19 protein-coding genes are annotated in these 20,176 nt (G+C 56.9%); 16 read left to right on the top strand and 3 right to left on the bottom strand.

Annotated elements, in window-relative coordinates:
* Window positions 1-85: 85 nt before the first annotated feature.
* The 10 genes from udp (at window position 86) to tatD (ending at window position 9,370) form a co-directional block, all read left to right on the top strand.
* Window positions 86-847: a uridine phosphorylase gene (gene udp / locus BBA90_RS02550; protein ID WP_065647788.1), complete on the top strand. Its 762-nt coding sequence runs from the start codon at window positions 86-88 to the stop codon at window positions 845-847.
* 99 nt (window positions 848-946) lie between these two features.
* Window positions 947-2,218, top strand: a complete 1,272-nt coding sequence (locus BBA90_RS02545; RefSeq protein WP_065647915.1) for a tetratricopeptide repeat protein — start codon at window positions 947-949, stop codon at window positions 2,216-2,218.
* Window positions 2,219-2,309: 91 nt separating this feature from the next.
* Window positions 2,310-3,797 (top strand): DNA recombination protein RmuC, encoded by a 1,488-nt coding sequence (rmuC, locus tag BBA90_RS02540; RefSeq protein ID WP_065647787.1) that lies wholly within the window; start codon window positions 2,310-2,312, stop codon window positions 3,795-3,797.
* Window positions 3,798-3,871: 74 nt separating this feature from the next.
* A complete protein-coding gene (gene ubiE / locus BBA90_RS02535) occupies window positions 3,872-4,630 on the top strand; it encodes a bifunctional demethylmenaquinone methyltransferase/2-methoxy-6-polyprenyl-1,4-benzoquinol methylase UbiE (protein WP_039381797.1) in 759 nt (252 codons plus the stop codon).
* Window positions 4,631-4,636: 6 nt separating this feature from the next.
* Window positions 4,637-5,242: a ubiquinone biosynthesis protein UbiJ gene (gene ubiJ / locus BBA90_RS02530; RefSeq protein ID WP_065647786.1), complete on the top strand. Its 606-nt coding sequence runs from the start codon at window positions 4,637-4,639 to the stop codon at window positions 5,240-5,242.
* A complete protein-coding gene (gene ubiB, locus BBA90_RS02525; protein WP_065647785.1) occupies window positions 5,239-6,876 on the top strand; it encodes a ubiquinone biosynthesis regulatory protein kinase UbiB in 1,638 nt (545 codons plus the stop codon). Before ubiJ ends, ubiB begins: the two co-directional genes overlap by 4 nt.
* A gap of 104 nt (window positions 6,877-6,980) precedes the next feature.
* A complete protein-coding gene (gene tatA / locus BBA90_RS02520; protein ID WP_065647784.1) occupies window positions 6,981-7,226 on the top strand; it encodes a twin-arginine translocase TatA/TatE family subunit in 246 nt (81 codons plus the stop codon).
* A 9-nt stretch (window positions 7,227-7,235) separates the two neighbouring features.
* Complete coding sequence (gene tatB, locus BBA90_RS02515; RefSeq protein WP_065647783.1) at window positions 7,236-7,748, top strand: Sec-independent protein translocase protein TatB; 513 nt, start codon at window positions 7,236-7,238, stop codon at window positions 7,746-7,748.
* Between the two features lie 2 nt (window positions 7,749-7,750).
* Complete coding sequence (gene tatC, locus BBA90_RS02510) at window positions 7,751-8,497, top strand: Sec-independent protein translocase subunit TatC (RefSeq protein WP_065647782.1); 747 nt, start codon at window positions 7,751-7,753, stop codon at window positions 8,495-8,497.
* Window positions 8,498-8,587: 90 nt separating this feature from the next.
* Window positions 8,588-9,370: a 3'-5' ssDNA/RNA exonuclease TatD gene (gene tatD / locus BBA90_RS02505; RefSeq protein WP_065647781.1), complete on the top strand. Its 783-nt coding sequence runs from the start codon at window positions 8,588-8,590 to the stop codon at window positions 9,368-9,370.
* On the opposite strand, the gene rfaH is transcribed toward tatD, so the two are convergent.
* The gene (rfaH, locus tag BBA90_RS02500; protein WP_039381813.1) at window positions 9,367-9,855 is read right to left on the bottom strand and encodes a transcription/translation regulatory transformer protein RfaH; all 489 of its coding nucleotides are present in this window, start codon (window positions 9,853-9,855) and stop codon (window positions 9,367-9,369) included. The genes tatD and rfaH overlap by 4 nt on opposite strands.
* A 236-nt stretch (window positions 9,856-10,091) precedes the next feature.
* Here rfaH and ubiD point away from each other — a divergent pair, with 236 nt between their 5' ends.
* Together ubiD and fre are read left to right on the top strand one after the other, a co-directional pair.
* On the top strand, window positions 10,092-11,576 hold the full coding sequence (gene ubiD / locus BBA90_RS02495; RefSeq protein ID WP_039381814.1) for a 4-hydroxy-3-polyprenylbenzoate decarboxylase: 1,485 nt from the start codon (window positions 10,092-10,094) through the stop codon (window positions 11,574-11,576).
* A gap of 31 nt (window positions 11,577-11,607) precedes the next feature.
* Window positions 11,608-12,309, top strand: coding sequence for an NAD(P)H-flavin reductase (gene fre / locus BBA90_RS02490; RefSeq protein WP_039381815.1), 702 nt, complete (start codon window positions 11,608-11,610; stop codon window positions 12,307-12,309).
* Window positions 12,310-12,372: 63 nt separating this feature from the next.
* Here fre and fadA read toward each other — a convergent pair whose 3' ends face one another.
* A complete protein-coding gene (gene fadA, locus BBA90_RS02485) occupies window positions 12,373-13,536 on the bottom strand; it encodes an acetyl-CoA C-acyltransferase FadA (RefSeq protein ID WP_065647780.1) in 1,164 nt (387 codons plus the stop codon).
* Between the two features lie 9 nt (window positions 13,537-13,545).
* Entirely contained in the window at window positions 13,546-15,729 is a 2,184-nt protein-coding gene (fadB, locus tag BBA90_RS02480; RefSeq protein ID WP_065647779.1) for a fatty acid oxidation complex subunit alpha FadB, read from the bottom strand.
* Window positions 15,730-15,915: 186 nt separating this feature from the next.
* Here fadB and pepQ point away from each other — a divergent pair, with 186 nt between their 5' ends.
* The 4 genes from pepQ to hemG are packed head-to-tail and all read left to right on the top strand — an operon-like array spanning window position 15,916 to window position 19,888.
* Window positions 15,916-17,247 (top strand): Xaa-Pro dipeptidase, encoded by a 1,332-nt coding sequence (pepQ, locus tag BBA90_RS02475; RefSeq protein WP_065647914.1) that lies wholly within the window; start codon window positions 15,916-15,918, stop codon window positions 17,245-17,247.
* Window positions 17,247-17,864, top strand: coding sequence for an IMPACT family protein (locus BBA90_RS02470; protein WP_065647778.1), 618 nt, complete (start codon window positions 17,247-17,249; stop codon window positions 17,862-17,864). The genes pepQ and BBA90_RS02470 overlap by 1 nt, the downstream gene beginning before the upstream one ends.
* 17 nt (window positions 17,865-17,881) lie before the next feature.
* Window positions 17,882-19,333 (top strand): Trk system potassium transporter TrkH, encoded by a 1,452-nt coding sequence (gene trkH / locus BBA90_RS02465; RefSeq protein WP_065647777.1) that lies wholly within the window; start codon window positions 17,882-17,884, stop codon window positions 19,331-19,333.
* A gap of 18 nt (window positions 19,334-19,351) precedes the next feature.
* The gene (gene hemG / locus BBA90_RS02460; protein WP_065647776.1) at window positions 19,352-19,888 is read left to right on the top strand and encodes a menaquinone-dependent protoporphyrinogen IX dehydrogenase; all 537 of its coding nucleotides are present in this window, start codon (window positions 19,352-19,354) and stop codon (window positions 19,886-19,888) included.
* Window positions 19,889-20,176 lie beyond the last annotated feature (288 nt).

Raw genomic sequence — 20,176 nt, 5'->3', positions numbered from 1 at the left:
TTATTTGAAGTGAGTGGCATCACATATTTGTCGCGCTGCCTCACGTAGAGTGCGCGTCACACTACTTAATTAGCAGGAGTCTGATATGACCCAGTCTGACGTTTTCCACCTTGGTATCACTAAAGCTGACCTGAAAGGCGCTACGCTGGCGATCGTCCCGGGCGACCCGGAGCGGGTGAAAAAAATTGCTGCGCTGATGGATAACCCGCAGCATCTGGCGTCACATCGCGAATTCACCACCTGGCTGGCGGAGATCGACGGCAAGCCGGTGGTCGTCTGCTCAACCGGTATCGGTGGTCCTTCAACCTCAATTGCAGTAGAGGAGCTGGCGCAGCTTGGCGTCCGGACATTCCTGCGCGTGGGTACCACCGGTGCCATTCAGCCGCACATCAACGTGGGCGATGTGCTGGTCACCACCGCCTCAGTACGCCTTGATGGTGCCAGCCTGCATTTTGCGCCGATGGAGTTTCCGGCCGTGGCTGATTTTACCTGTACCACGGCGCTGGTCGCGGCAGCAGAAAACTGCGGCGCGCGTACCCATATCGGCATCACCGCCTCTTCTGACACCTTCTACCCGGGGCAGGAGCGTTACGACACCTTTTCCGGGCGCGTGGTGAATCGCTTCCAGGGCTCCATGCAGGAGTGGCAGGCGATGGGCGTGCTTAACTATGAGATGGAATCCGCTACACTGTTAACCATGTGCGCCAGTCAGGGACTGCGTGCCGGCATGGTGGCTGGCGTCATTGTGAACCGTACGCAAAAAGAGATCCCGGACGCGGCGACCATGAAGCAGACCGAGAGCGACGCCGTGAAAATCGTGGTTGAAGCCGCGCGTCGCTTGTTGTAGCGCGCCAGTCGGTAATGGATGCGGGACCAGCCTCACAGGGAACTCAGCCGCTGACGAATCAGGATGCGCACCTATTCAGCGAACTTTGGGATCCCTTATATGCGCAAAACCTTCTCCGCTCCCCGTTCCGCCTCTGTCAATAACTCTGCTGCTGCGCAGGCGCGCGTTGAACACGCCGCCGCGCAGTTTCGCCAGGCCATGGCCGACGGCGACTACCCGCGGGCACGCCAGTGCTGTGAAGCGGTACTGCGGGTGATGCCACATAATATGCAGGTGCTCAGCGACTATGCCCTGACGCTGATGCGCACCGGTGACTATAAAAAGTCGTACAACGTTTATCAGAAGATCTGCCAGGCCCCTGACGCGCAGCGTGCGCAGGCATCAGAGACCTGGCTGGATGGCCTGACTGAAGTCTGCGGCTGGCTGCAGAAGCCGGATGAGGTGGCGCGCTACGGCCAGGCTTCGCTGATGCATTCTGACGCCCGCTTTTCTGCCGGACAAAAGCACCCGTTTCCGGCTGATGCGCCGCCCGCGTTTAACCCGCACAATCCGGCTGAAAACAGTATTGCGTTCAGCCTGTATGGCAATCAGCCGCGCTACTGCGAAACGCTGATTAAAAACGTTGAGGTCGCGCGCGAGCTCTATCCGGCCTGGCACTGCCGCGTGTATCTCGATGCGAGCGTGCCGCAGCACGTCTGGCAGCGCCTGCAGCACGCCGGGGCGCAGCTGGTTGATATGTCTGATGAAAAAGAGATCCAGCCTACGCTCTGGCGCTTTCTGGTCATGGATGATCCTGCGGTCAGACGCTTTATCATCCGCGACGCCGACTCGCTGCTGTCGGAGCGTGAAGCCGCGGCGGTACAGGCCTGGCTCGACTCGCCGTTCTGGTTTCATCATATGCGCGACTACTTTACCCACACCGAGCTGCTGCTGGCCGGTATGTGGGGCGGCTGTCACGGCGTATTCCGCAACCTTGCGCAGCAGATGCGCGACTTTATGGCACACTACACCGGCAGTCAGCGCTTTACCGATCAATATTTCCTCAAAGTGGCGCTATGGCCCACCGTTCGCGCCAGCCTGCTCAGTCACGATGACCTTTTTCATTTTCATCAGGCGCAGCCGTGGCCGGCACATGCGCCCGTTCGCTGGCAGACAGAACATTTTCACGTCGGCAGTAACGCCGGTTATGCCAGCATGACCGGTAAGGTGACAGCCCCCCATAACGGTACGCAGCAGGTTGAAATCGCCTGGGGCGGCCAGAGCTGCTGTTATCCGGCACGCGTGGTGAATGAGAGCGAATGGGTGCTGCCGATGCCATTTTTCCTGATCGACGCCTGGAAAGCGGGCGAACTCACGGTCAGAGCCTGCTGACGTCCTGCGGCCTGGCTGCCAGAGATTTCAGTAGACATTCCGCCAGGCCAACCTTACCTTTCCCCTGAGCATCGCGAGGCGCGGGGGGATCATGGATCAGCAACTTATTATCACGCTTGTACTGGCACTGGCCGGTCTGGGTATCGGCTGGCTGCTGGCGCAGCTGCGTGCCAGTCAGCAGCACGCCAGCATAACCGCGGAGCATCGCCTGCTGGAAGCGGCACAGCGGCGTCAGCAGCAGGAACAGGAGCAGCTGCAGCAACAGCTCCGGCAGCGTGAACAGGAGCTGCGGCAGCTGCATGGCACCCTGAGCGGGGCGCAGGAGCGATTGCAGCAGCTGGATTACTGGCGTGCTGAAAGTGAACAGCTCAGTCGTGAGCTGCGTAATCAGCTTGAGGTCAATAGCGCGCAGGAAGCGGAACTGCGCGAGGTGACCATCCGGCTGGAAGAGACGCGTTTTGCTGCAGAAGAGAAGCAGCGGCTGCTGACCAACAGTGAACAGCGCCTGAGCGCCCAGTTTGAAAATCTCGCGAACCGCATTTTTGAAAACAGCGGTCGCCGTGTCGATGAGCAAAACCGTCAGAGTCTGAACAGCCTGATTGCGCCGCTGCGCGATCAGCTGGATGGCTTCCGCCGTCAGGTTAATGAAAGTTTCGGTCAGGAGGCGCGTGAGCGTCATACGCTGACGTATGAGATCCGCCAGCTGCAGCAGCTCAACGCACAGATGGCGCAGGAGGCGCTGAACCTCACTAAAGCGCTGAAAGGCGACAATAAAATTCAGGGTAACTGGGGCGAAGTGGTGCTGAGCCGGGTGCTGGAGGCGTCCGGCCTGCGCGAAGGGTATGAGTATGAAACCCAGGTTAACATCGCGCTGGAGCAGGGGCGCATGCAGCCGGACGTGATTGTGCGGCTGCCGCAGGGCAAAGACGTGGTGGTTGATGCCAAAATGACGCTGGTCGCGTATGAGCGCTACTTTAACGCTGAGGATGATGCCGCGCGGGAGCTGGCTATTCAGGATCATGTTGCGGCGATGCGCGGTCATATTCGTCTGCTGGGACGAAAAGATTATCAACAATTGCCCGGTTTACGCTCGCTGGATTATGTGCTGATGTTTATACCGGTAGAGCCTGCATTTTTGCTGGCCATTGATCGTCAGCCGGAGCTGATTAGCGAGGCGCTGCAGCAGAATATCATGCTGGTCAGTCCGACCACGCTACTGGTGGCGCTGCGTACTATTAATAATCTGTGGCGCTACGAACACCAGAGCCGCAATGCCCAGCGGATTGCCGATCGCGCCGCCCGGCTTTATGACAAAATGCGGCTGTTTGTCGATGATATGAGCGGCATCGGTCATAATCTGGAAAAGGCGCAGCAGAGCTATCAGCAGGCGATGAAAAAGCTGGCAGAAGGGCGCGGCAATCTTATCGCTCAGAGCGAGGCATTTAAGTCGCTGGGCGTAGAAGTTAAGCGGCCCATTAATCCGCAGCTGGTGCAGCAGGCACTGCCGGATGACGCGGATGAGCGCTGGGCAGAGGATGACGCAGAAACGGCGGCAGAAGTGCGCCGTATCAATGAATAACCGGCGGCAACGTGCTCGGATCGCGCGACTCTGATACACTTCGGAGAGAATTATTTGTGGAACAGGTAAAACCGATGGCAGATGAATCACAGCAGGAAACTACTCACTTTGGCTTTCAGACTGTAGCAAAAAGTGAAAAGGCCGACAAAGTCGCGGACGTGTTTCATTCCGTTGCGGCAAAATATGACCTGATGAACGATTTGATGTCGTTCGGCGTCCATCGCGTATGGAAACGTTTTACCATTGACAGCAGCGGCGTGCGTCGCGGTCAGCGCGTGCTCGACCTTGCTGGTGGCACCGGCGATCTCACGGCGAAATTTTCCCGCCTGGTAGGGGAAACCGGGCAGGTGGTACTGGCTGATATCAACAGCTCAATGCTGAAAATGGGCCGTGAAAAACTGCGTAATCTCGGAGTCACCGGCAACGTCAGCTATGTGCAGGCGAATGCAGAAGCCCTGCCGTTCCCGGATAACTATTTTGATTGCATTACCATCTCGTTTGGCCTGCGCAACGTCACGGAAAAAGAGAAAGCGCTGGCTTCCATGTTTCGCGTGCTGAAGCCGGGCGGTCGTCTGCTGGTACTGGAGTTTTCTAAACCGGTGCTGGATCCGCTGAGCAAGGCGTATGATGCCTATTCTTTCCATATTCTGCCGCGTATCGGGCAGCTGGTAGCGAATGATGCTGAGAGCTATCGCTATCTGGCTGAGTCTATTCGTATGCATCCCGATCAGGAAACCCTGAAAGCGATGATGAACGACGCCGGTTTTGAAAACAGTACGTATCACAACATGACTGGCGGCATTGTCGCGCTGCATCGTGGCTTTAAGTTCTGAGTGATCATGACGCTAACCCCTCTTATTACCGGCGCGCTTGAAACCGCGCTGAATCGTGTACTTTATCGCGATCGGAGTCTGAAAGCCGCCCGGCAGCGCCTGGCAGGCAAAGTGCTGCTGCTGCGCCTGCAGGAGCTCGATTTTCCTCTCGTGCTGGTATTCAGCGAAACGCGACTGGACGTGCTGGGCGACTGGCAGGACAGCAGCGACTGCAGCGTCAGCCTGCGCCTGAGCACCTTGCCTAAACTGCGCGATCGCCAGCAGTTGACCGGACTGATCCGCAGCGGCGAGCTGAACGTTGAGGGCGATCTGCAGGTGGTGCAGCAGTTCTCCGCGTTAATGGATCTGGCTGAACTCGATCCGGCAGAGTATCTCGCGCCCTGGACCGGTGATATTGCAGCACAGGGTATCAGTCAGGCCGGCAGACGGGCGCTGGCTTTCGCGCAGCAGCAGGTTACGCGCCGTCAGGACTATCTCAGTCAGGTGCTGACCGAAGAGTGGCGGCTGGCGCCGGGTGCGCTGGAGCTGGCCTGGTTTGCAGAAGAGGTTGAAGCAATGGAGCGTTCACTAAACGCCTTTGAGGCACGTCTGGCACAGCGGGAGGCGAAATGACGCTCGGAGAACTTCGGCGCTTATATTTTATTATCAAAATTTTTCTGACCTACGGGCTGGATGAGCTCATACCCCACATGCGCATCACCCTGCCGCTGCGGCTGTGGCGGCGCTGCGTATTCTGGATCCCTAACCAGCATAAAGAGGCGGAGCTGGGCCTGCGTTTGCGTCTGGCAATGGAGCAGCTTGGCCCGGTCTGGATCAAGTTTGGTCAGATGCTCTCAACCCGTCGCGATCTGTTTCCGCCAAAAATTGCCGACGAACTGGCAATCCTGCAGGACCGCGTCGCGCCCTTTGACGGGGTGAAAGCCAAAGCGCAGATTGAGCGCTCAATTGGCGGTCCGGTTGAGACCTGGTTTGACGATTTTGATATCAAACCGCTCGCCTCCGCTTCTATTGCCCAGGTCCATACCGCCACGCTGAAATCCAACGGCCGCAAAGTAGTCATCAAAGTGATCCGCCCTGATATCCTGCCGGTAATCAAAGCGGATATGAAGCTGATCTACCGGCTGGCACGCTGGGTGCCGCGCCTGTTGCCGGATGGCCGCCGGCTGCGTCCGATGGAAGTGGTGCGCGATTATGAAAAAACGCTGATTGATGAACTCAATCTGCTGCGGGAAGCGGCCAATGCGATTCAGCTGCGCCGTAATTTTGATCAGAGCCGCATGCTCTATGTACCGGAGGTCTACTCCGATTACTGCAGCGAAACCATGCTGGTGATGGAGCGGATTTACGGGATCCCGATCTCCGATGTCGCTACGCTGGAGCAGCACGGCGTCAATATGAAGCTGCTGGCGGAACGCGGCGTACAGGTTTTCTTTACCCAGGTATTCCGCGACAGCTTCTTTCACGCCGACATGCATCCGGGCAACATTTTTGTCAGTTACGATCGTCCGGAAGATCCGCAATATATCGGCATCGATTGCGGGATTGTGGGATCGCTTAACAAAGAAGATAAGCGCTATCTGGCGGAAAACTTTATTGCCTTCTTTAACCGCGACTACCGCAAGGTAGCGGAACTGCACGTGGATTCCGGCTGGGTGCCGCCTGATACCAACGTTGAAGATTTTGAGTTTGCTATCCGCACCGTCTGTGAACCGATTTTTGAGAAGCCGCTGGCGGAGATCTCATTTGGTCACGTGCTGCTGAATCTGTTCAACACGGCGCGTCGCTTTAATATGGAAGTACAGCCGCAGCTGGTGCTGCTGCAAAAAACGCTACTCTATATTGAAGGGATCGGACGTCAGCTCTATCCGCAGCTCGATTTATGGAAAACCGCGAAGCCGTTCCTGGAAGAGTGGATTAAAGATCAGATCGGTCTTCCGGCGCTGGTGCGTAAGGTGAAAGAGAAAGCGCCTTTCTGGGCTGAGAAACTGCCGGAGCTGCCGGAACTGTTTTACGACAGTATGCGCCAGCATAAGTTATTGCAGCACAGCGTCGATAAACTGGTGAATGAAATGAACGCGCAGCGTACCCGGCATCACCAGTCGCGCTACCTGTTTGGCGTGGGAGCCACGCTGCTGTTAAGCGGGACGGCAGTACTGCTGAGCCGGCCTGACTGGGACTTTTTCCCGGCGCTGTTGATGGCGGCGGGCATCGTGACCTGGCTGGTGGGCTGGCGCAAGACAAACTAATTGTTTGCCTGGGGCAAATCGCGTAATGTCGCAGGCCGGAGCCGGTTTCCCGGCCCGCCACATTACAGTTTTTCGTTTTATTAAGTATTTCAGAGGCATATCTCATGGGCGGTATCAGTATCTGGCAATTAATCATTATTGCCGTCATCGTTGTACTTCTGTTCGGCACCAATAAACTGCGCAACCTCGGTTCAGATCTGGGCTCATCCATTCGCGGCTTTAAAAAGGCGATGAGTGATGACGATGAGAAAAAAGATCTGCCTAAAGAGCAGGATGCTGACTTCAATGCCAAAACGCTGGCGGATAAACAGCATGACCCGGTGAATAAAGATCAGCCGCGGGATAAGTAAGGTGTAACTGTGTTCGATATTGGCTTTAGTGAACTGGTTCTGGTGTTCGTGATCGGCCTGATTGTACTCGGGCCGCAGCGTTTACCGGTGGCGGTAAAAACGGTAGTGGGCTGGATCCGGGCAATTCGCTCGCTGGCGGCGAATGTGCAGCATGAGCTGGCGCAGGAGCTAAAGCTGCAGGAGCTGCAGGACAGCCTGACAAAAGTGGAAGAAGCGGGAAAGGGAACGCTCTCTCCGGAGCTGAAGCAGTCAATGGAAGAGCTGCGCAAAACCGCTGATTCCATGAAGCGATCTGTTCAGCAGAGTATTGATATCGAAAAAGCGGAAGATGAAGCCAATACGATTCATCAGCCCGCCGCGGTTAAGCCTGATGTGCCTCCGGCTGCTGCTGCTGTCACGCCGGCGCAGGCAGAACATCACGCCAGCGCACCGGCGCAGGCACCTGCTGCCGCAGAAACCGTCAGCGATCGGACTGATGCGGCGCACTCATCCACTCCCCTTTCTGCAAAAGATGAACGATAACCATGGCTGTTGAAGATACCCAGCCGCTCATCAGCCATCTGATCGAGCTGCGTAAGCGTCTGCTGAACTGCATCATCGCCGTGTTTGCGATCTTTCTCTGTCTGGTCTATTTCGCTAATGATATCTATCACGCGATCGCCGCGCCGCTGATCAGCCAGATGCCAGTTGGCGCCAGTATGATTGCCACGGATGTTGCTTCGCCCTTTTTTACACCGATCAAGCTGACCCTTATCGTCTCGGTGTTTCTGGCCGTTCCGGTGATCCTCTATCAGGTGTGGGCGTTTATCGCCCCGGCGCTCTACCGGCACGAACGCCGGCTGGTGATGCCGCTGCTGTTCTCCAGCACGCTGCTGTTCTACGTTGGTGTGGCTTTTGCCTACTTTATTGTCTTTCCGCTGGCGTTTGGCTTTTTTGCCAAAACCGCGCCGCAGGGCGTCACCATTGCGACTGACATCACTAACTATCTCGACTTTGTCATGACGCTGTTTATGGCGTTTGGCGTCGCGTTTGAAGTGCCGATAGCCATCGTGCTGCTTTGCTGGACCGGGATCACCACGCCAGACGACCTGCGAAAAAAACGGCCTTATATCCTGGTCGGCGCTTTCGTTGTTGGGATGCTGCTCACACCACCAGACGTTTTTTCCCAAACTTTGCTCGCTATTCCGATGTACTGCCTGTTTGAAGTCGGCGTATTCTTTTCCCGCTACTACGTGGGTAAAGGGCGTAGCGCGGCAGAGGAAGACTCCTGATCGCGTTTACGCAGGACACCCCGTTGCGCACGGGGTGAAGCGTTTTACAGACCGCCCGCCTGCCGGGCGGTTTTTATTTGGGGGAAAGAGATGTTTGATATCGGTGTAAACCTGACCAGCACGCAATTCGCAAAAGATCGCGTTCAGGTGGTAAAGCGCGCGCGTGAAGCAGGTGTCACCGGCATGCTGCTTACCGGCACGAACGCGCTGGAGAGCCAGCAGGCACGACAGCTGGCAGCACAGCATCCCGGCTACTGCTGGTCTACGGCCGGCGTTCATCCGCATCACGCCAGTGAATGGTCAGCAGAAACAGCCAGTACGCTGCGCCGTCTGGCAGAGAGCGAACAGGTGGTTGCCATCGGAGAGTGCGGCCTCGACTTCAACCGTAATCTGGCTGCACATCAGCAGCAGGAATATGCATTTGATGCCCAGCTGGCGCTGGCAGCCGAGCTGCAGCTGCCGGTGTTTTTACACTGCCGGGAAGCGCACGATCGCTTTGTTGCGGTGCTGGAGCCGTGGCTGCCGAAGCTGGCAGGAGCAGTGGTGCACTGCTTTACCGGCACGCGCGCAGAGCTGGAAAGCTGTCTGGCGCTGGGCCTCTCCGTGGGCATTACCGGCTGGGTGTGTGATGAACGCCGCGGGATGGCACTGCGTGAGATGCTGCCGCTGATCCCGGCTGAGCGTTTATTACTGGAGACGGACGCGCCTTATCTGCTGCCACGCGACATGCGGCCCCGTCCGGCCTCACGGCGCAATGAACCCTGCTTTTTGCCTCATCTGGTGCAGCAGGTGGCGGGCTGGCGCGGAGAGACGCCGGAGGCGCTGAGTGCGCAGGCTGACGCAAACGCACGTCAGCTGTTCAGGCTGGCTTAAACCTTACGGAACAGTTTGTTATCCACGCTGCGCATCACCTGCTTATTCAGCAGATTCAGCAGCAGGATCGAGCGGGTTTCACCGTCGGGCTCGGCAAAAATAGCCCGTAACCCTTCAAATGTACCGTCGGTAATGAGCACTTCATCGCCCGACTGCGGCGTTTCAGGGTCCAGAACAATCTGCGGTGTATCGGTCTGCAGCGCTTCAATCACTTCATAGGGCACCGTGGCGGGCATAGCGCCAAAGCGTACAAAATGGCTGACGCCGCGCGTGCTGCTGATGGTGGTGGTATGGATCGCTTCCGGATCGAATTCGATAAACAGATAGTTAGGGAACAGCGGCTCACTGACGGTGGTGCGTTTACCGCGCACCAGTTTCTCCATCGCTATCGTTGGACTGAGGCATGTCACCGCCTGACGCTCAAGATGTTCTTTAGCGCGCAGCAGCTGTCCACGTTTGCAATAGAGTAAGTACCAGGATTCCATAACTGCTCCCAAATAATGGATGCCAAGAATAACAAACCTGCAGTCAGAGTTATAGCGTATCGGCTGGCGTATACCGTGCCGGCCAGAGAAATTCTCTGCGAATTTTCTGATTAGTGCGTTATCTGCGCGCTTTGCGGCAAGAGAATTGACGACCAGGGCGCATCTGTATCAGACTGCCAGACCATTACGGATCTGCACGATTTCCCGATTCACTCTGGCCGGAAAAATGAAGCCACATGAAATACCAGGACTTACGAGATTTTCTTTCGCTGCTGGAACAGCGTGGCGAGCTCAAGCGCATCACTCAGGAGATCGATCCTGAACTTGAGATGACCGAAATCGCCGACCGCACGCTGCGTGCCGGCGGCCCGGCGCTGCTGTTTGAAAACCCTAAAGGGTATGACATGCCGGTGCTGTGTAACCTGTTTGGCACCCCAAAGCGCGTGGCCATGGGTATGGGGCAGGAGGAGGTCAGCGCACTGCGCGACGTCGGTAAACTGCTGGCGTTTCTGAAAGAACCAGAGCCACCCAAAGGCTTCCGCGATCTCTTTGATAAGATGCCGCAGTTTAAACAGGTGCTGAATATGCCGACAAAGCGCCTGCGTAATGCACCCTGTCAGGAAGAGATTTTCAGCGGCGATGAGGTCGATTTGTCGCGTATTCCGGTGATGAAGTGCTGGCCGGGCGATGCGGCACCGCTGATTACCTGGGGGCTGACCGTGTCGCGCGGGCCGCATAAAGAGCGCCAGAACCTCGGGATCTACCGCCAGCAGGTCATCGGCAAAAACCGCCTGATTATGCGCTGGCTGTCACACCGCGGCGGCGCGCTCGATTTTCAGGAGTGGTGCAAAGCCCATCCCGGTGAACGTTTTCCGGTCGCGGTGGCGCTGGGTGCCGATCCCGCCACCATACTGGGCGCAGTCACACCGGTGCCGGATACGCTCTCGGAATATGCCTTTGCCGGGCTGCTGCGCGGCAACAAAACCGAAGTGGTAAAATGTGTCTCCTGCGATCTGGAAGTGCCTGCCAGCGCGGAGATCGTGCTGGAAGGCTACATTGAACCGGGCGACATGGCGCCGGAAGGCCCTTATGGCGATCATACCGGTTACTATAATGAAGTAGACAGCTTTCCGGTCTTTACCGTTACGCACGTTACGCAGCGGCGTAAACCGATCTATCATTCCACCTATACCGGCCGTCCACCCGATGAGCCTGCGGTACTGGGGGTGGCACTGAATGAAGTGCTGGTGCCAATTTTAATCAAGCAATTTCCGGAAATTGTCGATTTTTATCTGCCGCCTGAAGGCTGCTCCTATCGTCTGGCGGTAGTGACGATTAAAAAACAGTACGCGGGGCATGCCAAGCGCGTGATGTTTGGCGTCTGGTCATTTCTGCGTCAGTTTATGTATACCAAATTTGTTATTGTGTGTGACGATGACGTAAACGCGCGTGACTGGAATGATGTGATTTGGGCGATTACCACCCGTATGGATCCGGCGCGCGATACCGTACTGGTAGAGAATACGCCGATCGATTACCTCGACTTTGCTTCACCGGTCTCGGGGCTGGGCTCAAAGATGGGGCTGGATGCCACCAATAAATGGCCCGGTGAAACGCAGCGCGAATGGGGCACGCCGATTGTCAAAGATCCGGCGGTTACCGCGCGCATTGATGCAATCTGGGATGAGTTAGCAATCTTTGCCGAACCGCCGCAGCGCTGACGGCAGCAGAGAACCATAAGAAAGGGCAATTATGACGACGTTAAGCTGCAAAGTGACTTCGGTTGAGGCCATTACCGACACGGTATATCGCGTTCGCCTGATCCCGGAAGCGGAATTTAGCTTTCGCGCCGGTCAGTATCTGATGGTGGTCATGGATGAACGCGACAAGCGTCCTTTCTCCATTGCCTCAACGCCAATGGAAAAAGAGATTATTGAGCTGCACATTGGGGCATCCGATCTCAATCTTTACGCCATGGCCGTGATGGATCGTATCAGAAGCGATCGGCAGGTAACGATTGATATGCCGCACGGCGATGCGTGGCTGCGGGAAGAGAGCGAGCGGCCGGTGATTCTGATCGCCGGCGGCACCGGTTTCTCCTACGCGCGTTCACTGCTGCTGACCGCGCTGGCGCAGCAGCCCGATCGCGATATCGCCATTTACTGGGGCGGACGTGAGCTGCAGCACCTCTACGATATGGACGAACTGGAAGCGCTGGCGGTGAAACACCCGAATCTCAAGGTGATCCCGGTGGTTGAGCAGCCTGCGGATGGCTGGCAGGGGCGCAGCGGTACGGTACTGACCGCCGTTATGCAGGATCATGCGGATCTGAGCGGACATGATATCTATATCGCCGGACGCTTTGAGATGGCAAAAATTGCCCGTGAACGTTTCTGCAGCGAGCGCGGCGCACTGGAAGCGCAGATGTATGGCGACGCCTTTGCGTTTATTTGAGACGCAGCCGTAAAAAAACCCGCCCGGCAGGGCGGGAACACGTGCGATTCACAGGTCTCAGTTTTATATACGTTCGAATACCGTAGCGATGCCCTGACCCAGCCCGATACACATCGTTGCCAGGCCAAACTGTACGTCATGCTGAGTCATCTGGTTGAGCAGGGTGGTGCTGATACGCGCCCCGGAACAGCCCAGCGGATGCCCCAGTGCAATGGCACCCCCGTTCAGGTTGACTTTCTCATCCAGTTTCTCCAGCAGCCCCAGATCTTTAATACAGGGCAGGGTTTGCGCCGCAAAAGCCTCATTGAGTTCAAACAGCCCGATATCCGCTACGCTGAGTCCGGCGCGTTTCAGCGCCAGTTTGCTGGCGGGCACAGGGCCGTATCCCATAATTGAAGGATCGCAGCCGGTTACCGCCATACTGCGGATACGTGCGCGCGGCGTCACGCCCAGCTCACGGGCGCGGCTTTCACTCATGATCAGCATCGCGGCAGCGCCGTCGGAGAGCGCGGATGAACTGCCGGCGGTAACCGTACCGCTGACCGGATCAAACGCCGGGCGCAGTGCGGCTAAGCCCTCGAGGCTGGTCTCAGGACGAATAACCTCATCACTCTCATAGCGCTTCAGCACGCCATCAGCGTCATGTCCCCAGGTGGGAATGATCTCCCGGGCAAAATCGCCGCGCTGCGTTGCCGCCCAGGCGCGCTGATGCGAACGGAAAGCAAACGCATCCTGCTGCTCGCGGCTGATATGGTGCATGCGCGCCAGCATTTCTGCCGTCAGACCCATCATGCCGGCAGCTTTTGCCACTGTCCGGCTCAGGCCGGGATGAAAATCAACGCCGTGGCTCATCGGGACATGGCCCATATGCTCAACGCCGCCAATCAGGCAGGTCTGCGCATCGCCGGTCATGATGGCGCGGGCAGCATCATGCAGCGCCTGCATGGATGAACCACAGAGACGGTTTACCGTGCTGGCGGGCACGCGGTGCGGAATTTCCGCCAGCAGTGCGGCATTGCGCGCAATATTAAACCCCTGCTCCAGCGTCTGCTGCACGCAGCCCCAGATAATATCATCCAGCGAAGCGGGGTCGATCACCGGGTTGCGGCTCAGCAGCTCCCGCATCAGATGCGCTGAGAGATCCTCTGCCCGCACCTGACGAAAGGCACCGCCTTTAGAGCGACCCATCGGCGTGCGTGCGGCATCAATAATGACGACATTTTCCATCTCTGTTCCTCAGGCGCGCTGCAGCGACGCTTCATCAATAGGTTGAACGGCGGGATACCAGCTCTGATGCGCGTGTGCACGCTGCAGCAGCGCCTCCGGCAGCGTATAAAGCGTGCCGAGATGTGCGTAGCGTCTGGCCTGGTCGACCACATTGCTGTTACCGAGCGTATCAAGATAGCGGAAAGCGCCGCCGCGGAATGGCGGAAAGCCGAGGCCATAGACCAGCGCCATATCTGCTTCTGCCGGTGAGGCGATAATCTTCTCTTCCAGACAGCGCACCACTTCATGCAGCATCGGCAGCATCATACGGTTGATAATCTCTTCATTGCTGAATGCGCGTGCTGGTTCACTGACGCTGCTCAGCAGCGTATCGGCGTCCGGATCGTGTATCTTCTGCGGTTTGCCTTTTTTATCCTGTTCCCAGCGGTAAAAGCCCAGCCCGTTTTTCTGGCCGTACCGGCCCGCATCAAACAGCACATCAATGGCGTCGCGATACGTTTTCTGCATGCGCGTCGGGAAGCCCTGTGCCATGACCTGCTGCGCATGATGCGCGGTGTCGATACCTACCACATCCAGCAGCCACGCCGGGCCCATCGGCCAGCCAAACTGCTGCTCCATAACCTTATCGACCTGGCGATAATCAGCACCGTCGCGCAGCAGCAGGCTAAAAGCAGCAAAATAGGGGAACAGCACCCGGTTAACAAAGAAACCGGGGCAGTCGTTAACCACTACGGACGTTTTTCCCATTTTGCTGGCCCACGCGACCACTTTGCTGATGGTTGCCTCTGAGGTCTGTTCGCCGCGGATCACTTCCACCAGCGGCATACGCGGAACCGGATTGAAAAAATGCATACCGCAGAAGTTTTGCGGGCGCTGCAGCGCTTTTGCCAGTTCGCTAATCGGGATCGTCGAGGTATTGGAGGCGAGGATGGCATCCTCCCGCAGCTGCTGTTCAGTCTCGGCCAGCACTTTCGCTTTGACCGCCGGGTTTTCCACCACCGCTTCCACCACCACATCAGCGCGTCTGAAACCGCTATACTCCAGCACCGGCTGGATAGTGGTCAGCACGGCGGCGAGTTTGGTTCCGTCAATTTTGCCGCGCGCCAGCTGTTTATTCAGCAGCTTGCTGGCTTCATTCATACCCAGCGTCAGCGCTTTCTCGCTGATATCTTTCAGGATAACCGGTACGCCTTTCCACGCCGACTGCCAGGCAATCCCGCCCCCCATGATACCGGCACCCAGCACGGCGGCCTGCTGCGGCACCTCTGCGCGGGCGCTATGTTTTTTCGCCAGGCTTTTAACATACTGATCGTTGAGGAAAATCCCGACCAGGGCGCGGGCGACATCGCTCTGCGCCAGCGGCACAAAGGCAGCCGTTTCAAGCTTAAGCGCATCATCGCGCGTCAGCCCGGCGGCGGCTTCAATCGTTTTCACCGCTGTCAGCGGGGCAGGGTAATGTTTACCTGCCGTCTGCAGCACCATGCTTTTCGCCAGCGTAAAGCTCATCGCGGCTTCAACCGGACTCAGCTTCAGCGGCGCCAGCTTCGGCGCCCGGCGTGCCTGCCAGCTCTGCTGGGTAATGGCGTCGTGCAGCATCGTCAGCGCAGCGCTGCGCAATTTATCGCGGCTGACCACGGCATCTACCAGACCCAGCTTCAGCGCGCTTAGCCCATCCACATCTTTACCGGCGGCAATAATCTCCAGCGCACTGTCGGCACCCAGCAGGCGCGGCAGACGTACGCTACCGCCAAAGCCAGGCATGATACCGAGCCGGGTTTCCGGCAGGCCAATACGTGACTCCGGCGTCGCGACGCGCAGGTCGGTTGCCAGAACACATTCACAGCCACCGCCCAGCGCATAGCCATCAATGGCGGCAATGGTCGGCACCGGCAGATCTTCCAGCCGGTTAAAAATGCTGTTAGCAAAAGTCAGCCATGCGCTTAATTTCTCTTCGGGGGCATCAAACAGCGAGAGAAATTCGGTGATATCCGCGCCGACGATAAAAGCGGGTTTAGCGGAGCTTAACAGCAGACCGCGCAGGCCGGGCTGCTGCTGCAGTACATCCAGAGCCTCTCCCAGGCTGGCGACGGTTTTGATATCAAGTTTATTGACCGAGCCGGGAGCATCGAAAACCAGCTCGGCGATGCCATCGTCAAGCCAGTGTAATGAAAGGGTATCGCCTTGGTAGAGCATGTCCGTCTCCTGAAACCGCGAAAAGTGATCTGGTCATACCAGATGAACAGGAGTGTGGGCGGCCTGCTCATGTTTTGCAAACGGCAGTGTGCTTATTTGATACCGCGATCACAGGCTGGCTGGCGCGCCAATAGCGCCGCGGCTATGCTACACTGCGGCCACTTTCGCGACATCGGAGACTCGTTCATGGATTCACTGAAAACACTGTATCAGGCGCATATCAAAACGCTGCAGCAGCGGGCGCAACAGATTCTGGCGCGTGGCAAACTGGATGCGCTGTTGATCCACTCCGGCGAGCTACAGACCGTTTTTCTGGATGATCACACCTATCCGTTTAAAGTGAATCCGCAGTTCAAAGCCTGGGTGCCGGTCACGCAGGTGCCAAACTGCTGGCTGTGGGTCGATGGCCTCAATAAACCCAAGCTGTGGTTCTATTCTCCCGTCGACTACTGGCATAACGTCGAGCCGCTACCGGAAAGCTTCTGGACGGGAGACGTTGAGGTCATTGGGCTGAAAAATGCAGATGAGATTGCACCGCTGCTGCCTGCATCGCGTGAAAACGTGGCCTATATTGGCCCGGTACCGGCACGTGCTGCGCAGCTGGGCTTCGGCAGCGCGCAGATTAACCCGCAGGCGGTGATCGATTTCCTGCATTACCATCGCAGTATCAAAACTGATTATGAACTGGCCTGTCTGCGTCAGGCGCAGAAGCTCGCGGTTGCTGGTCATCGCGCGGCCAAAGAGGCGTTTTTCTCCGGCATGAGCGAGTTCGATATCAACCTTGCCTACCTCACCGCTACCGGCCACCGGGATACCGATGTGCCTTACGGCAATATTGTGGCGCTGAACGAACATGCAGCCGTGCTGCACTACACCCGGCTCGATCACCAGCCGCCAGCCAAACGTCACAGCTTTCTGATTGACGCTGGCGCAGAGTATTCAGGGTACGCAGCAGATTTAACGCGCAGCTATGCGGCGCAAAGCAAAACGCGCTATGCCGAACTGGTTGAGGCGATGAATAAAGAGGAGCTGGCGCTGATAGCCACGCTGAAAGCGGGCGTACGCTATACCGATTATCATCTGCAGATGCATCAGCGCATTGCGCGTTTGCTGCTGAAATTTGGTCTGGTAAAAGGCCTGACAGAAGAGGCGCTGGTGGCTGAAAATCTGACCGGGCCTTTCATGCCGCATGGCCTGGGTCATCCACTCGGGCTGCAGGTGCATGATGTGGCCGGTTTTATGCAGGATGACCACGGCACGCATCTGGCTGCGCCGGCGCAATATCCCTATCTGCGCTGCACCCGGGTTCTGGAGCCCGGCATGGTACTGACTATCGAACCCGGTTTCTATATTATCGATTCGCTGCTGGCGCCACTGCGCGGCGGCAAGTACAGCCAGCATTTTGACTGGCAGGCGATTGATGCGCTGAAGCCGTATGGCGGAATTCGCATTGAGGATAATGTGGTGATCCATCCTAATCGCATTGAGAACATGACGCGCGATCTGCATCTGGCCTGATGGACGCTTATGATATTCCGGCTGACGCGGTAAGCAGCAGCGAAGAGACGATCAAAAAAAGCCGCTTTATTACCCTGCTGGCCCATACGCCGGGCGCTGAAGCGGCACGGGCTTTTGTGCAGCAGGTTAAAAGCGCGCATCCCGCTGCGCGGCATCACTGCTGGGCCTGGGTTGCCGGCGCACCGGACGATTCGCAACAGCTGGGCTTCTCCGATGATGGTGAACCTTCCGGCACGGCAGGCAAGCCGATGCTGGCGCAGCTGATGGGAAGCGGTTTGGGTGAGATCACCGCCGTCGTCGTACGCTATTATGGCGGCGTTATGCTGGGGACCGGCGGGCTGGTCAAAGCTTACGGTGGCGGGGTGCAGCAGGGGCTGAAACAGCTGCCGCGTCAGCGCAAAGTGCCGATGCAATCTTTTATGCTGCGTTGTGATTATGCGCAGATGAGCGATATAGAACGTCTGCTGCAGCGTTTTAACGGCATCACTGAAGAGAGCCGCTATGAAGATTGCATTACGCTGCGCATTGCGCTGCCTCATGCGCAGATAGCGGCCTTTAAGCAAAACCTCTCTGATTACAGCCGGGGGGCGCTATCGCTGCTCCCGCTGGATAACTGAACAAAGGACACGGCTCCATGCACTTTCGCGCCATTACCCGCATAGTGGGTCTGCTGGTTATTTTATTCTCGGTGACCATGATTGTACCGGGTTTAGTGGCGCTGATTTATCGCGACGGTGCCGGCCGTGCCTTCAGTCAGACGTTCCTGATGGCGATTGTCATTGGTTCGCTGCTCTGGTGGCCCAACCGTAAACAGAAGACCGAGCTCAAACCGCGCGAAGGCTTTCTGATTGTGGTGCTGTTCTGGACTGTACTGGGCAGCGTCGGTGCGATGCCGTTCATCTTTGCGGAACAGCCCCACCTCTCCGCTACGGATGCTTTCTTTGAATCCTTTTCCGGTCTGACAACCACAGGCGCAACAACGCTGGTAGGGCTCGACTCTCTGCCGAAAGCGATTCTGTTTTACCGGCAGATGCTGCAGTGGCTGGGCGGCATGGGGATCATTGTTCTGGCCGTCGCCATTCTGCCGATTCTGGGCGTCGGCGGTATGCAGCTTTATCGCGCTGAAATGCCGGGACCGCTGAAAGACAATAAAATGCGGCCGCGCATTGCAGAAACAGCAAAAACGCTGTGGCTGATCTATGTGGTGCTGACCATCGCCTGCGCGCTGGCCCTGTGGCTGGCCGGTATGCCGATGTTTGATGCTATCGGACACAGCTTTTCTACCATCGCGATTGGCGGTTTTTCCACGCACGATGCCAGCATTGGCTATTTCAACAGCCCGACGATCAATACGATTGTTGCGGTTTTTTTGCTGATTTCCGGCTGTAACTATGGTCTGCACTTTTCACTGCTGAGCGGTCGTAATCTGAAGGTTTACTGGCGTGACCCTGAATTCCGGATGTTTATTGGCGTGCAGTTTACGCTGGTGGTGATCTGCACGCTGGTCCTCTGGCTGCATAATGTTTATGACAGCGGCTGGCAAACGCTGAATCAGGCTTTCTTTCAGGTCGTGTCATGGGCCACAACGGCGGGCTTCACCACCGACAGCATTGCGCGCTGGCCCCTGTTCCTGCCGGTGCTGCTGCTCTGTTCCGCTTTCATCGGCGGTATGGCAGGCTCAACCGGGGGCGGCCTGAAGGTTATTCGTATTCTGCTATTGTTCAAGCAGGGCTCGCGCGAGCTGAAACGTCTGGTACATCCTAATGCGGTTTACACCATCAAGCTGGGTAACCGGGCACTGCCGGAGCGTATCCTGGAGGCGGTATGGGGTTTCTTCTCTGCCTATGCGCTGGTGTTTCTGCTCAGCATGCTGGCCATTATCGCAACCGGCGTTGATGACTTCTCCGCGTTTGCTGCCGTTGCAGCCACACTGAATAACCTCGGGCCGGGACTGGGCGTAGTCGCAGACAATTTCACAACCATGAATGATGTGGCGAAATGGATATTGATCCTGACGATGCTGTTCGGGCGTCTTGAGGTCTTTACGCTGCTGGTACTGTTCACGCCAACGTTCTGGCGCGAATAAAAGAAACAGGAACCCGTGATGAAAGCATTGATACTTTATTCTACCCGCGACGGACAAACCCGCGAAATTGCAGCGCGTATTGCCCAGACGCTGGTACCCCAACAGCTGTGTGATGTGCAGGACCTTGCAGAGACGAGACAGATTGACTGGTCACAGTACGATCGCGTGCTGATAGGTGCCTCTATCCGCTATGGGCATTTTGATGCGGCACTGATGAAATTTATCGCGCAGCACCTGCAGGCGCTGCAGCAGCGGGCAAGCGGGTTTTTTAGCGTGAACCTGACGGCACGCAAAGCGGACAAGCGTACTCCGCAGACTAATGCTTATACCCGCAAATTTCTTGAGCAGTCGCCATGGCAGCCCGACTGCTGCGCAGTGTTTGCCGGCGCGTTACGTTATCCACGCTATCGCTGGTTTGACCGGGTCATGATTCAGTTAATCATGCGGATGACCGGGGGTGAAACCGATACTTCTAAAGAAGTGGAGTACACCGACTGGTCTGCAGTAAGCGCATTTGCGCATGAATTTGCGCAGTTACCAGGCAAATCGTTGTGAAATAGAGCGTTGTGGCGAAAAATAGCGCGAACGATACTTTTTTTGCATTTAACGCTTGTCAGCCCGGAAGAACTCCCTATAATGCGCCTCCATCGACACGGCACACCGGCTTACGGGAAACGGCGTTGACAGGAAGATTCGGTAAGAACTTCCGCCGGAGAAAAACGCTGAAAAAAGTGTTTGACTCTGAAGGAGGAAAGCGTAATATACGCCACCTCGCGACAGACGCTTAAGGCGCTGGACGCACCGCTCTTTAACAATTTATCAGACAATCTGTGTGGGCACTCG

The organism is Pantoea eucrina, from assembly GCF_001691555.1.
Lineage (GTDB): Bacteria > Pseudomonadota > Gammaproteobacteria > Enterobacterales > Enterobacteriaceae > Pantoea > Pantoea borealis.
Note: the sequence above shows the minus strand (reverse complement) of the source record. Positions and strands in the feature narration are given on the sequence as shown.